This is a genomic window from Pseudomonas sp. CCOS 191 (assembly GCF_001007005.1).
GTDB lineage: Bacteria > Pseudomonadota > Gammaproteobacteria > Pseudomonadales > Pseudomonadaceae > Aquipseudomonas > Aquipseudomonas soli.
Genome location: NZ_LN847264.1, coordinates 3,389,058 through 3,402,388, shown reverse-complemented (window position 1 = coordinate 3,402,388; position 13,331 = coordinate 3,389,058). Strand labels below are relative to the sequence as shown.

14 protein-coding genes are annotated in these 13,331 nt (G+C 63.6%); 5 read left to right on the top strand and 9 right to left on the bottom strand.

Annotation, left to right across the window (positions count from 1 at the left end):
• Window positions 1-17: 17 nt before the first annotated feature.
• Window positions 18-1,238, bottom strand: a complete 1,221-nt coding sequence (locus CCOS191_RS15065) for a M20/M25/M40 family metallo-hydrolase (protein ID WP_046855910.1) — start codon at window positions 1,236-1,238, stop codon at window positions 18-20.
• 165 nt (window positions 1,239-1,403) lie between these two features.
• Between CCOS191_RS15065 and CCOS191_RS27440 the strand changes: the two genes are divergently transcribed.
• Window positions 1,404-2,192: an RHS repeat-associated core domain-containing protein gene (locus tag CCOS191_RS27440; RefSeq protein WP_082120429.1), complete on the top strand. Its 789-nt coding sequence runs from the start codon at window positions 1,404-1,406 to the stop codon at window positions 2,190-2,192.
• Between the two features lie 124 nt (window positions 2,193-2,316).
• On the opposite strand, the gene CCOS191_RS15055 is transcribed toward CCOS191_RS27440, so the two are convergent.
• Complete coding sequence (locus tag CCOS191_RS15055; protein ID WP_046855908.1) at window positions 2,317-3,108, bottom strand: SDR family NAD(P)-dependent oxidoreductase; 792 nt, start codon at window positions 3,106-3,108, stop codon at window positions 2,317-2,319.
• Between the two features lie 103 nt (window positions 3,109-3,211).
• On the opposite strand from CCOS191_RS15055, the gene CCOS191_RS15050 reads away from it, so the two are divergent.
• Both CCOS191_RS15050 and CCOS191_RS15045 read left to right on the top strand, forming a co-directional pair.
• The gene (locus CCOS191_RS15050) at window positions 3,212-4,174 is read left to right on the top strand and encodes a GlxA family transcriptional regulator (protein WP_046855907.1); all 963 of its coding nucleotides are present in this window, start codon (window positions 3,212-3,214) and stop codon (window positions 4,172-4,174) included.
• The gene (locus CCOS191_RS15045) at window positions 4,171-5,076 is read left to right on the top strand and encodes a LysR family transcriptional regulator (RefSeq protein ID WP_046855906.1); all 906 of its coding nucleotides are present in this window, start codon (window positions 4,171-4,173) and stop codon (window positions 5,074-5,076) included. Before CCOS191_RS15050 ends, CCOS191_RS15045 begins: the two co-directional genes overlap by 4 nt.
• A gap of 51 nt (window positions 5,077-5,127) precedes the next feature.
• Here CCOS191_RS15045 and CCOS191_RS15040 read toward each other — a convergent pair whose 3' ends face one another.
• The 6 genes from CCOS191_RS15040 to CCOS191_RS15015 form a co-directional block, all read right to left on the bottom strand.
• Window positions 5,128-6,138 carry a zinc-binding alcohol dehydrogenase family protein gene (locus CCOS191_RS15040; RefSeq protein WP_046855905.1) on the bottom strand — a complete coding sequence of 337 codons (1,011 nt, stop codon included), beginning with the start codon at window positions 6,136-6,138 and terminating at the stop codon, window positions 5,128-5,130.
• Window positions 6,139-6,256: 118 nt separating this feature from the next.
• The gene (locus CCOS191_RS15035) at window positions 6,257-6,907 is read right to left on the bottom strand and encodes a TIGR04211 family SH3 domain-containing protein (protein WP_046855904.1); all 651 of its coding nucleotides are present in this window, start codon (window positions 6,905-6,907) and stop codon (window positions 6,257-6,259) included.
• Between the two features lie 216 nt (window positions 6,908-7,123).
• Window positions 7,124-8,497 carry a nucleotide 5'-monophosphate nucleosidase PpnN gene (gene ppnN / locus CCOS191_RS15030; protein ID WP_046855903.1) on the bottom strand — a complete coding sequence of 458 codons (1,374 nt, stop codon included), beginning with the start codon at window positions 8,495-8,497 and terminating at the stop codon, window positions 7,124-7,126.
• A 154-nt stretch (window positions 8,498-8,651) separates the two neighbouring features.
• Window positions 8,652-9,461 carry a hypothetical protein gene (locus tag CCOS191_RS15025; RefSeq protein ID WP_046855902.1) on the bottom strand — a complete coding sequence of 270 codons (810 nt, stop codon included), beginning with the start codon at window positions 9,459-9,461 and terminating at the stop codon, window positions 8,652-8,654.
• 48 nt (window positions 9,462-9,509) lie between these two features.
• A complete protein-coding gene (gene pncB, locus CCOS191_RS15020) occupies window positions 9,510-10,706 on the bottom strand; it encodes a nicotinate phosphoribosyltransferase (protein WP_046855901.1) in 1,197 nt (398 codons plus the stop codon).
• A complete protein-coding gene (locus CCOS191_RS15015; protein ID WP_046855900.1) occupies window positions 10,703-11,353 on the bottom strand; it encodes a nicotinamidase in 651 nt (216 codons plus the stop codon). Before CCOS191_RS15015 ends, pncB begins: the two co-directional genes overlap by 4 nt.
• A 143-nt stretch (window positions 11,354-11,496) precedes the next feature.
• Between CCOS191_RS15015 and CCOS191_RS15010 the strand changes: the two genes are divergently transcribed.
• Together CCOS191_RS15010 and CCOS191_RS15005 are read left to right on the top strand one after the other, a co-directional pair.
• Complete coding sequence (locus CCOS191_RS15010; protein ID WP_046855899.1) at window positions 11,497-12,198, top strand: NUDIX hydrolase; 702 nt, start codon at window positions 11,497-11,499, stop codon at window positions 12,196-12,198.
• A gap of 68 nt (window positions 12,199-12,266) precedes the next feature.
• Entirely contained in the window at window positions 12,267-12,662 is a 396-nt protein-coding gene (locus CCOS191_RS15005) for a hypothetical protein (RefSeq protein ID WP_046855898.1), read from the top strand.
• A gap of 3 nt (window positions 12,663-12,665) precedes the next feature.
• Here CCOS191_RS15005 and CCOS191_RS15000 read toward each other — a convergent pair whose 3' ends face one another.
• Complete coding sequence (locus tag CCOS191_RS15000) at window positions 12,666-13,283, bottom strand: LysE family transporter (RefSeq protein WP_046855897.1); 618 nt, start codon at window positions 13,281-13,283, stop codon at window positions 12,666-12,668.
• Window positions 13,284-13,331 lie beyond the last annotated feature (48 nt).

The following is a 13,331-nucleotide window of genomic DNA, read 5'->3' as shown; positions in this document are numbered from 1 at the left end:
CGCTCCTGCGCAGTGGCCTATTGCGCCAGTTGCCTGATCATCGCCACCGTCAGGTACAGGCGCGGCGCCACGCTGGCGATCTCCATGTACTCGTCGTCGCCATGCAGGCCGGCACCGACCACACCCAGGGTCTCCAGCACCGCGGGCTTGTCGCTGTCGGGCACGTAGGCATAGCCGGCGTCGGTGCCGAAGCGCATGGCGATGGGCTGCAGTTGCCGGTCGATCTTGCTGTAGAGCTGCCGCGCAGTTTGTGCAAGCTGTGTGGAGGCGTCGTTCTTCGCCAGAGGCGGACGGCCTTTTTCCATGACCAGCTCGACCTGGGTATCGGCGACCAACTGCTTCTTGATGATCTGCAAGGCATCCTCCTGCACCCGCTCGGTCTCGCTCAGGTCGGAATAACGCATGTCGGCCTCGGCGCTGGCCAGGGCAGGGATGATGTTGGCCTTCTCTCCGGCCTTGGCCAGGGTCCAGTTGACGGTGGTGCCTTTGTCCTTGTCGCCGAGGGCATTCAATTGCAGCAACTGGTGCGCCAGCTCGATCAGCGCGTTGCGCCCGGCCTCGGGCGCGGAGCCGGCGTGGGAGGCGCGGCCGTTCACCGTGAGTTTCAGGCGGTTGATGCCGTTCGTGGCGACAGTCACCGCGTCCTTGTCCGGTGGCTCGTAGGAAAAGACGAAGTCATGCTTGCGCGCCAGCTCGGCGATAAGCTGCCTGGAGCCTGCCGAGCCCATTTCCTCATCCGGGTTGAACAGCACGGTGAGGGTGCGATAGCCCTTGTACTGTTGGTCCTGCAGCAGCTTCAGCGCATGCAGGATCATCGCCACGCCGCCCTTGGCATCGGCCACGCCAGGGCCATAGGCGCGCTCGCCTTCGATACGGAACGGACGCTTGGCCACGGTACCGGGGCCGAACACCGTGTCGTAGTGGACCATCAGCAGGAAGTCCTTGTCGCCGGTGCCCTTGAAGGTGCCGACGATGTTGTCGCCCACCGACGGCGTGGCCGGTTGGGTGGTGACCTTGGCGCCGAGGGCCTCAAGGCGTTTCACCAGCTCGGCGCCGACCTGTTTCAGGCCCGCTTCGGTACCGGTGCCGGTATCCACCGACACCAGGGTCTTGAGGGTTTCCAGGTAGTGCGGCTGTTCGGCCTGGGCCTGCTGGAGCAGGTCCTGGGGCGTAGGGTCGGCGGCCTGGGCGGTGGCGCAGGCAAGGGCGAAGGTGAGCGCGGGAAGTAGCAGTCGCATGGGGGGCCTCGGTCCATGATGAAGGTCGTTGTCATGAACGGGTAAGCGTAGACCTCTGGTTACAAGGCGCGGTGTGGAGAAAGCCACCTGGCAATTTTGCCAGTTGTGCAGTGTATCCAGCGTGTACATAGTCGATTTGAGGATGAACTCATCGGACAGGTTGTCATGAACAACATTGGCTCAAGTAACACTCAGGCATTGATTACGACTGACTTGCAGATGTCGGTGCTGCATCGCTGGCATCGTGCATGCCAGGCAGTAACCTACACCCCGTATGGCGCGAGTCCTGCGGCGATGATGCAGGGTTTCACCGGGCAGCTCTGTGAACACAGGGGTGTGTATCTGCTGGGTAATGGATATCGGGCATATAACCCAGTACTGATGCGATTCCAGTCCCCTGACAAACTAAGCCCGTTTGGAGACGGGGGGGTGGGCGCATATGGGTATTGTAAAGGGGATCCTATCAACTATGTGGATCGTACAGGGCATGTTCGTGGTGCCCCGAAAGCACAGAAGATCCTTCCCGTTTTGCGTGAGGAATGGTTGTCACTGGACCCCAAGCTTTTTCGAGCAACCAAAGAGTTCAAGAAGGACGTTGTCAGACATTACGGTAAAGTCAAAAAGTTAAAAGAATACAGCGCTGATTTGCTGGGTATGCCTGGGCAGGAGCCAGACTTCGAAAATTCGCGCGTGTGGGCCGTTGGTGCAGATGATCACCTGACATCGATGAAGTATCATCTCGACTATAGGCTTCTTGTGCAAGAGCCTAAACTTGAAGCGCGAAGGCTTGCGCTGCGCGAACTTTTCCATAATGATGACCAACGCATATTGCTGTATGAAAATGCTGTAAATGAACGCAAGGAACTTCGTAAAGCCTATGGTCCAGGCCCGGCTAATAACATCCTCCATGTCCTTAGTGATCTTGGCACACGTCTTCGCGATACCTTTAGCTAGTGCGATTTTCTGGAGGCTTTCCTGTTTTGATCAATGGTGAGCGATGCGCCGTATCAGCGGCGCTTTATCACAAGCACGAGCTATTAAATACTTGAACCTCATCGTATCCTGCTGACCCAACCCATCACTTTTCTTGGTAACGCGGCGCCAGGCGCTGATTGGACAGTTGTCCGACCAGGCGCTGACGCGCCGCCTCCAAAGCCTCGTAGCGCTCGAACTCATGCAGTGACGGGATCGAGATCAACCGCTGTTCATCGAAGTCCTGCAGCGCCGCCTCGACCAGGTCCTGCGCCGTCATCACGATAGCCGGGTCGAGGTTTTCCACCGGCAGCCCGCCGATGGCCCAGAAGTCCGTGGCGGTGGCGCCAGGCAGCACGGCCTGGACCTGCACGCCGCTGCCGGCCAGCTCCTTGTGCAGCGACTGGCTGAAGGCGGTGACATAGGCCTTGCTCGCGCCATACACGCCATTCAGCAGTTCGGGCGCCAGGCTCACCACCGACGAGATGTTGATCACCGCGCCGCGCCCGCGGGCGACCAAGCCGGGTACCGCCGCGTAGGTCAGGCGGGTGAGGGCAGTGACGTTGAGGGCGATCATCCGGCTCATCTGCTCCACGTCGCTGTCCAGCAGCGGGGTGTGGGTGCCGACCCCGGCATTGTTGACCAGCAGGTCGATGCTGGCGTCCTCGCGCAGGCGCGCTTCGATGGATGCCAGGTCCCGGGCATCGGCCAGGTCCGCCGGCAGTACCTCGACGCTGCGGCCGGTCAGGGTGGTGAGGCGCTCAGCCTGCGCGTTGAGGCGTTCGCGGTTGCGCGCCACCAGGATCAGGTCGTGGCCACGGCGGGCCAGCTGTTCGGCGTACACAGCACCGATGCCGGTGGATGCGCCAGTGATGAGTGCGGTGCCTTTCGAGCTCATGGTTGTGACTCCGTGGGTTGGGGTGAGGCCATGATGCTAGGCTTTGCCGTTGGCGCAAATGACGCATATAGTACGTATTCGAGACATGCTCCGGAGTGTACCCATGCATCGGGTCGGTTATCTGTTGTGCGAAGGTTTCCAGGTGATGGCGCTGGCCTCGCAGTCGGTGTTCGAGTTCGCCAACCTGCTGGCCGGGCGGCCGGTCTACGCCTTGGGCAACTTCAGCGTCGCTGGCGGCCCGCTGCGTTCCTCGCTGGGCCTGGTGCTCGACACCCAGGCGGTAGGCTCGCCGAGCCATGCCGATACCTGGCTGGTGGCGGGCACCTTGTCGCCGGTCGAGTTACCGCCTACACCCGAGTCGGTCGCGCTGGTGCGGCGCCTCGGCGGCCAGGCCCGGCGCACGGCAGGTATCTGCACCGGGGCTTTCATACTGGCGCAGGCCGGCCTGCTCGACGGGCGTCGCGCCACCACCCACTGGGCCTTTGCCCGTGAGTTCCGCGAGATGTTCCCGCGCATCCAGCTGGAGGAAGACCGCATCTTGATCGCCGATGGCAACCTGTGGACCTCGGCCGGCATGACCGCCTGCATCGACATGGCCCTGGGCATGGTCGAGCAGGACCTGGGCGCCGAGATCGCCCGGGGCGTGGCCCATCGCCTGGTGATGCACCAGCGCCGTTCGGGCGGGCAATCGCAACATTCACAGCTGTTGGCCATGGCGCCACGCTCGGACCGTATCCAGGCGGCGCTGGAGCATGTGCGCGGGCACCTCGGGCAGCCCCTGACCGTCGAAACGCTGGCCGAGGTGGCACACCTGAGCCCGCGTCAGTTCAGTCGCGTGTTCAGCGCCGAGACCGGTGAATCGCCGGCCAAGGCCATCGAGCGCCTGCGCCTTGAGGCGGCGCGGCTGCTGATCGAGCAGAGCCGCCACAGCCTTGATGTGGTAGCTCGCGAGACCGGTTTTCGCGATCGTCGGCATCTGCGCGAGGCGTTCCTGCGCGGCTTCGGCATCCCGCCGCAGGCCGTGCGCCGCGATGCGCGGCGCCTGGACAACGAGGTGCCGGCATGAAGAAACTCGTGCGCATGGACGACCTGCAGGTGTTCGTCAGTACCGTGGCAACCGGCAGTTTCTCCGCGGCGGCGCGCCAGCTGGACATCTCGCCGGCCCTGGCCAGCGGCGCGGTGCAACGCCTGGAGCGCAGCCTGGGGTTCCGCCTGCTGGTGCGTTCGACCCGGCGCCTGCGTCTGTCGGATGAAGGCCAACGCTACCTGCCCCATGCGCGCCAGGTGCTCGAGGCACTGGTGGAGGGCGAAATGGCCCTGGAGCAAGGGCGCGAAGAGATCGGCGGGGTGCTGCGTCTGTCGATGCCCTCGGACTTGGGGCGCAATGTGCTGCTGCCCTGGCTCGACGAGTTCCAGTTGCAGCACCCGGGCATCAGCCTGCAACTGCGCCTGAGCGATCAGGTGGCGGACATGGTGGGGGATCGCCTGGATGCCAGTATCCGCTACGGCCAGTTGGCCGATTCGGGACTGGTGGCGCTGCCCTTGGCCCCGGACAACCGCCGCACGCTATGCGCCGCGCCGAGCTACATCGCCCGCCATGGCACGCCGCGGACCCCGGAGGAGCTGACCGGGCACAATTGCCTGCGCTATGTGATGGGCGAACAGACCCACGAGCGTTGGGGCTTTCACCTGCCGGATGGGGTCAGGACGGTGAGCGTTTCGGGCGACCGCACCAGTGACGATGCCGATGTGGTCCGCCGCTGGGCGGTGGCGGGGCTGGGGATCGTCTACAAGTCGCGGCTGGATGTGCTGGCCGATGTGCGGGCCGGGCGGCTGGTGGAGCTGCTCCCATCGGAATGCGGCCAGGCGGCGCCGCTGCAACTGGTATGCGTGCACCGTCAGGCGGTGTCGCCGGCGATCCAGCGGTTGCGGAGCTACCTGGGGGAGAAGTTTGCCGAGTTGGGTTAGCTGAGTAATCTGCAGGAGCGGCGTAGCGCCGCTGCCTGGCCCCTCGGAAATCTAGAAACCTTCCAGTACAACCTTGCCCTTTGCCTTGCCGCTTTCGATCAACTCGTGGGCGCGGCGCAGGTTGGTCGCGTTGATCGCGCCGAAGTGCTCGCCCAGCGTGGTCTTGATCACGCCTTCATCGACCAGCCCGGCGATTCGCTCCAGCAGTTCGTGCTGCTTGATCATGTCGGCGGTCTGGTACAGCGAACGGGTGAACATCAGCTCCCAGTGCAACGATAGCGACTTGCGCTTGAGCGGCACCACATCGAGGCTGGCAGGGTCGTCGATCAGTGCCAGGCGGCCTTGTGGGCGCAGCACCTCGACCAACTGCGCGAAGTGGCGGTCGGTGTGGGTCAGGCTGATCACCAGGTCCACCTGGCCAATACCCACGGCGTCCAGCTGGGGCACAAGCGGCTGGTTGTGATCGATCACCTGGTGGGCGCCGAGTTGGCTTACCCAGGCCTGGGTTTCAGGGCGCGAGGCGGTGCCGATCACGGTGAGGTTGGTGAGCTTGCGCGCCAGTTGGGTGAGGATCGAACCCACGCCACCGCCGGCGCCGACGATCAGCAGGCTTTGCCCTTCGCCGCCGCCTTCGTGCACGCCCAGGCGGTCGAACAGCAGCTCCCAGGCGGTGATCGAGGTCAGCGGCAGGGCGGCGGCGCTGGCATTGTCCAGGCTGCGCGGCTTGTGGCCGACGATGCGCTCATCGACCAGGTGCAGTTCGCTGTAGCTACCGGGGCGGTCGATGGCGCCGGCATAGAAGACCTCGTCGCCGGGCTGGAACAGGGTCACCTGTTCGCCGATGGCGCGCACCACGCCGACCGCGTCCCAGCCCAGCACCTTGGGTTGGCCGGTGCTGCCGCTGCCGGCGCGGACCTTGGTGTCGACCGGGTTGACCGCGATGGCGCGGACCTCCACCAGCAGATCGCGTGGGCCGGGTACAGGCGCGGGCAGGTCGCTGTCGTAGAGCGAGGCCGGGTCGGTCAGTGGCAGGCCGTGTTGGGTGAATACGATGGCTTTCATGGCATCAGGGTCCCTGAGTGGTAGGTAGGGCAACCTTAGCCTGCAAGATTTATCGCAAAAACATCGTAATCACAGGAACAGTTTCAGCATTTTCTTGAAAATGTAGCGGCCATGCTGGTCAGAACCAGCGATCGTTGCGTTTGCGCCCACGGGTCAGCGCCGGCAGGATCAGCCCCGCCAGCAGCCCGGCGCCGGCGATGCTGCCGCCATACACCATGTAGCGCATCATCACCTGCTTGTTCTCGTCCCCCAGGCGCGCCTGGGTGTCGCGCAGGCTCGACTGGCTCTGCTCGAGCTGCTCGTTGAGTGCCTTGTTGCGGGTTTCCAGCTCGTCGATCAGCGCCTTGCGCGAGTCGAGGGTCTCCTGCATGCCCTGCACGCGGTTCTTCCAGCTGTCGTCGATGGTCTTGAGCTGGCCGGACAGTTCGGCCACCTGGGCGTCGAGCTGCGGCAGGCGCTCGTTCTGGCCGGGCATCGCCTGCAGGTCGCTGGTGAGGATCCACACCAGGTCGCCGCTCTGCCCGCGTACCTGGCTGTAGTTGCCTTGGCTGGTGACCAAAGTGACCTTCTGCCCGGACTTGAGCGTGCCGACGATGCGATGGCCATCGGTAGGGCCGCTGCGTACGTAAGTGGCCAGGCTGTCACTGACCCAACGCGCATCAGTGGCCGGCTCTTCGGCATGGGCCGGGGCGGCGAGGGCGATCAGGGCGGCAATCAGGCCACCGCGCAGGGCGGTGAGGGCAGGGGAAGCGGGCTGGATGTCTGGCATGCTGGTCTTCGCTGAAACAGGACGAATGAAGGCCCGATGACTGGGCCGGCGATCCGGTCGGGTGGATTGACCGTCAGCGAAAGACCGTTTTTTTGTAGGCAGGTTCACCACCTGGCGCAGGAAATATCTGCAAAATATTGCGAAAAACCAGGACTTATTGGCTGCTGTGGGCGCCAGTTCGCCGGCGAAAGGGCCGCAAAGCGGCCCCCAGTGCCCTCAGGCCACTACTTCATAGCACGGCACATACGCCGCCCCACCGGGCAACTTCATGCGGTGCTGGTCGACGAACGCCTGCAACAGGCGCCCGAGTGGGTCGAGAATCGCCGCATCGCCACGGATCTGGTAAGGCCCGTGTTCTTCGATCAAGCGGATGCCCTTGTCCTTGACGTTGCCGGCAACCACCCCCGAAAACGCCCGGCGCAGATTGGCCGCCAGCTCATGGGGCGGCAGGTCGCGGCGCAGGGCCAGGTTGGCCATGTTCTCGTGGGTCGGGTCGAACGGGCGCTGGAAGCCTTCGTCGATCTTCAGCAGCCAGTTGAAATGGAAGGCGTCGTTGCGCTCGCGGCGGAACTGCTTGACTGCCTTGAGCCCCTCGACCATCTGCCGGGCCACTTCGGCCGGGTCGTCGATGATGATCTGGTAGTGGCGCTGCGCCGCCTCGCCGAGGGTGGCGCCGACGAAGGCATGCAACTGCAGCAGGAACGGCTCGGCGCTGCGCGGCCCGGTGAGCACTACCGGGAACGGCAGGCCCTGGTTGTCCGGGTGCATGAGGATGCCGAGCAGGTAGAGGAACTCCTCGGCGGTACCGGCGCCGCCCGGGAAGATGATGATGCCGTGGCCGACACGCACGAAGGCTTCAAGACGCTTCTCGATGTCCGGCAGGATCACCAGCTCGTTGACGATCGGGTTGGGCGCCTCGGCGGCGATGATGCCCGGCTCGGTCAGGCCCAGGTAGCGGCTGCCGTGCATGCGCTGCTTGGCATGGGCGATGGTGGCGCCCTTCATCGGCCCTTTCATCACGCCCGGGCCGCAGCCGGTGCAGACGTCCAGCTTGCGCAGGCCCAGCTCGTGGCCGACCTTCTTGGTGTACTGGTATTCCTCGGTGCTGATCGAGTGGCCGCCCCAGCACACCACCATCTTCGGCTCGACACCGGGGCGCAGGGTGCGGGCGTTGCGCAGCAGGTGGAAGACGTAGTCGGTGATGCCTTGCGAGCTTTCCAGGTCGATGCGCTGGCTGGCCAGTTCGCTCTCGGTGTAGACGATGTCGCGCAGGGCGCTGAACAGCATCTCGCGGGTACTGGCGATCATCTCGCCATCGACGAAGGCGTCGGCCGGGGCGTTGAGCAGTTCCAGGCGCACGCCGCGGTCCTGCTGGTGGATGCGTACCTCAAAGTCCTTGTAGGCCTCGAGGATGGTCTTGGCATTATCGACATGGGCGCCGGTGTTGAGGATGGCCAGGGCGCACTGGCGGAACAGGGTGTAGAGGCTGCCGGTACCGACTTCGCTCAGTTGCTGGACTTCACGTTGCGACAGCGTCTCCAGGCTGCCCTTGGGGCTGACGGAGGCGTTGATGACATTGCGTTGGGGCATCTGGTCTTTCCTGTGCGGGTAAAACATCCTTCTTTGACAACACCATACAAGCAAATGTGCGTGGCAACGAGGGGCAGTGGAAAATCATTGCTGTGTGTCGATGAGCTCTGCCCTCGAAGCGTGCCATTCCCCTCGCGTTTGTCTGCGTTGTACATCAGGCCGGTTCTTGCTCAACGAGAAGCCCGCGGAGTGAGGAGTGCCTGACGGTGCAATCGATGCCACACGCTTTCAAGGATGCGCGTACTTCCTCGAGCTCCTCATCCGATGCATTGGGATGCACGCGCACCTCGTGGATGATCTTGGCGAGCGGGTAGGCGAGGACATAACCCTTGCCTTTGCGGCGAATGACGTGATGACTCTTAGCCCGCGCCTCTGGTGACATGCACGAGGTGATCTCGTCGCACTCGTGAGAGAGAACTCCGCCTACCCTTACTTCGTTACGTGGCTCGAAGCCGGTCAGGACCGAATAAGCGAGCAGGTTGAACTCCACACGGAATTCTTTCTCATGCTCGTATCGCCCATTCTTGAAGCGGAACGGTTGTTGGTTGGCCTGCAGCTTGAGCTGGTCACTGTAAGTCAACTCATAAAATTCGGTGGTTTGGTTCAACGGTTTGGGCAGTGCGAAATTCAGCGCCAGGTCGGTACTGAAGATGATGACACCGTCTGCGCCATACTCTTTCCACATCGCGGGTGATTCCTCATCGGAGCAATACCAGCAGCTCAGGTAAGTGGTTTCTCGCCCGGCTTTCATCCTACCAAGCATCATGTCGTCGACTTTTTCCATCAGTTCCTCCTCGCAATTAGCTTCATTGCGCAGGTGCCTGGAAAGGTAGCGGTAGTCGTAGTCGCCTTCGTGCGGGTCCGACTGATCGCAGGCGGCGCTTACATAGATGCCTTTGTCTTCAAGCAGGTACTCGAATTTGCTTCTGGTCAGGTAACGCATTACAGGTTTGCGGGGGAGCATGCTGCAGTTCCTTGTTGCTGGTGGGATGAAAGCGAAGGGAGCTACTTTTCAGCGGTTGAACACATGCCGCAGGTACGCCACGAAGTTCTCGTCCCGGCACTGGGTCTTGCCCGGGCTGTCGGAAATCTTCGCCACTGGTGCGCCGTTGCAGGCGGTCATCTTGATCACGATGTTCATCGGCGTGACGCCGGGGATGTCGCAGGTCAGGTTGGTGCCGATACCGAAGCTGACGTTGATCCGCCCGTGCAGGGCGCGGTAGAGGGTCAGCATCTTCTCGAAGTCCAGCCCGTCGGAGAAAATCAGGGTCTTGCCCTTCGGGTCCATACCCAGCCGTTCATAGTGGGCGATGGCTTTCTCGGCCCAGGCCAGCGGCTCGCCCGAGTCATGGCGCAGACCATCGAAGAGCTTGGCGAAGTACAGGTCGAAGTCCTTCATGAACGCGTCCATGCCGATGCAATCGGTCAGGGCGATGCCCAGCTGGCCGCGGTACTCGCGCACCCAGCACTCGAGGGCGGCGGCTTGGCTGTCCACCAGGCGCGGGCCGAGCTGCTGGTGGGCCATGAACCATTCGTGGGCCATGGTTCCGATGGGCTTGACCTGGTACTCGCGGGCCAGGTGCACGTTGCTGGTGCCGACGAAGCGCCCGGGGAAGTCACGTTTGAGGATGTGCACCACCTCTTCCTGCACCCGGTAGGAGAAACGCCGGCGGGTTCCGAAGTCGGCCAGTTGCAGGCCGGCCAGCTCGTCGCTGCTGTCCTCGGTCTTGAGCCAGTCGAGTTTCTGGTAGAGGCGCTCGCCGACCTGTTCGATCACCACCTCGCGGTAGCGATAGCGGTTGCGCACTTCACTGATGATCGCCAGCAGCGGGATCTCGAACAGGATCACGTGCAACCAGGGGCCGCGCAGGCGGATCGCCAACTGCCCGGCGTCGTCCAGGCCCACCTGCACATAACGCAGGTTGAAGCGGAACAGGCTGAGGAAGCGAATGAAGTCCGGCTTGATGAACGGGATCTTCTCCAGGTAGGCCAACTGGTCGTGGGTGATCGACACATCGGCCAACTGCTCGACCTGGTAGCGGATCTCGGCGAGGTAGGGCGCCAGGTCCTCGTTGTTGCGGCAGCGGAACTCCCATTCCACCTCGGCGTTGGGGTAGTTGTGCAGCACCGCCTGCATCATGGTGATCTTGTAGAAGTCGGTGTCCAGCAGGTTCTGGATGATCCGTGGGCCGAAAACGCTGTCGCTCATGGGCGAGCCTTCTTGAGGGCGGTGAGCTGGGCGTCGAGGGCCTGTTCGTCGCCGCACAAGTGGATGCCGGCATTGGCCATTGCAGTGCAGGCAGCCTGTGCGCCCTCAGCGCTCAGTGCGCGGCAGGCCGGCAGGTACAACAACACCTCGAAACCGGCGCGGCGCAGTTGCAGGGCGGTGGTGCGCACGCAGTAGTCCAGCGCCAGGCCGCCAACGATGATCGCCTGTACCTGTTGCACCTTGAGGAACTCGATGACACCGGTGGAGCGGCGTTCCGCCAGGTCGTGGTAGCAGGCGCCGTAGGGGTGCAGGTCGGGTTCGACGCCTTTCCAGACGAAGTAGTCGTAGTCGATGGGGGCGGGCAGGCCGGGGAGCAGTTCGAAGCCGGGCGTGCCGGGGACGCAGTGGCTGACCCAGGTCAGGTCGGCGTTGGCCAGGGGCAGGGGTTGCAGCATCTTTGCGGATTCGGCGACCACCCAGGCGGCGTTTGCCGGGTGGGCGTCCTTGCTGCCCAGACGCAGTGAGGCGCGTCGGGCCATGGCGTTGAGCGCGGGGGCGATCAGGTGGCCGTCGGGAACGGGCAGCTCATGCGGGGCATTGGGGGTGAAGCCGTTCTGCGCATCGACGTCGAAGCTGGCAATGTTCATTTGGAGGCCTCCTCTCGCTTGGGTGGCTATATATTTCATCTGGTGAATTATGTATGTCAAGCCATATCCTCCATAAAATTTTATGCTTGACCAACTTAATTGACCTGGTGTAATATTTACGTATTTGAAAATGGAGTGCCATCTTGAGCAGCGCAGAAGTCCTGGCCAGCGTGGATATCGTCGCCCTGCGCCTGACGCCTGAAAGCCAGCGCCTGCAGGTCTTGCTGCACCAGCGCCAACGCATGCCCTACAAGGGCCAGTGGGCCTTGCCGGGCGTCATCGTCAATGGCAGTACTGCGGACAACAACCTGGATGCTGCCGCCTGCCGGGCCCTTGCGGAAAAGGCCAAGGTGTACCCACGCCACCTGGAGCAGGTCGGCACCGAGGGCAATGGGACCCGCGATCCTCGGGGGTGGACCTTGAGCACCTACTATCTGGCGTTGCTCGATCCTGCGGTCGTGGTGGCGGATCCGCAGATTGCCTTTTTCGATCTGCAAGGCGTCCTGGACAATGAGCCACCATTGCCGTTCGACCATCGCCTGCTGGTCGAGCGCGCGTATGAGCGGCTGGCGGCCAAGACCGTGTACACCAACCTGCCGTTGTATCTGGCACCCGAGCGGTTCACCGTGCTGGAAGCCCTGGCAGCAGTTCAGGCGTGCCTGGGGCAACCGGTGAACAACACCTCGCTGCGCAAACGCCTGGAGCGCATGCGGAGCGAAGGTTGGGTGCAAGACACCGGAGAGAAGAACCAGCCCAGGTTGGGACGGCCACAGCAACTGTACCGGCATACCCCGCAGGGGAGCGGGGCGTTCATGTTCGACCGGAGCCTGCTGGCGGGAGGATAGTCAGGACAGGCCGCAATCGCGTCACGGCCACTTCCTGCTGTTGTCGAGTAGCGACTATCCTTGCCCCCATGACCAACCTGCCTCCCTTGCGCCACCCATGCCCGCCGGGCGCCTGCGATTGCGGCCGCGAACGCCTGGCCGACGGCCCCGAGCGGCGCATCCTGCTGCTCACCCGCGAGGAGGAAAAGCGCCTGGTCGAGCGCCTGGAGAACCTCAGGGATCTTGAAGACCTGCAGCGCCTGCAATCACGCCTCTACGAGCAGCTCGGCATCCGCGTGCACATCGCCCCAGGCTTCAACGAAGTGCGCACCATGCGCGGTATCGTCATCGAGCTGGAGGCGCAGTTGGGCCTGTGCCGCAAGACGCGCCAAGCCATCCCCGCGGCGATCCGCCGGGGCCTCGAGCGCAACCCGCAAGTGGCCTTCCGCCTGCTCGACGCCCACGACCTGCTGCGCGACGCCTGAGCCTCAGCGCAACGCCGCCAGCTTGATGCCGAAGCCGACCAGGCAAGCGCCGGCAAGGCGTTCGAGCAGGTTGGCGATGCGCGGGCTGGCGCGCATGCGCTCGGCCAGTCGGTGGGTAAGGAACACCGCGATCAGGCCGTAGAGCAAGGTAAGCCCGGCCACGGTCAGCGCCATGAAGGCGAAGGTGACCACGCCCTGGTGGCGCACCGGATCGATGAACAGCGGGAAGAATGCCATGTAGAACATGATCGCCTTGGGGTTGAGCAGGGTGATCATCATGGTTTGGCGCAGGTAGCGGCCGCTGGCCATGCGGCTCTCGCGCGGGGCGCCGCCGGGCTTGCTCAGCACCATGCGCAGGCCGAGCCAGGCCAGGTAGGCGGCGCCGGCCCACTGCACCACGTGGAAGGCGGTGGGGTAGGTGGCCAGCAAGGTGGCCACGCCGGCCACCGCCAGCCACATCAGCACCTGGTCGCCGAGGATCACTCCGAAGGTGGCGGCCAGCCCGCCCTTGATGCCGCCCTTGCCGGTGGCGGTGATTAGGGCGAAGTTGCCGGGCCCGGGGATCGCCAGGAGGATGAGGAACGCGATCACGAAAGCGCCGTAGTCGGTCACGCCGAGCATGGGGATTCTCCTGGTGGGGGTGGGCAGGTGGACTTCGATATATGCCAT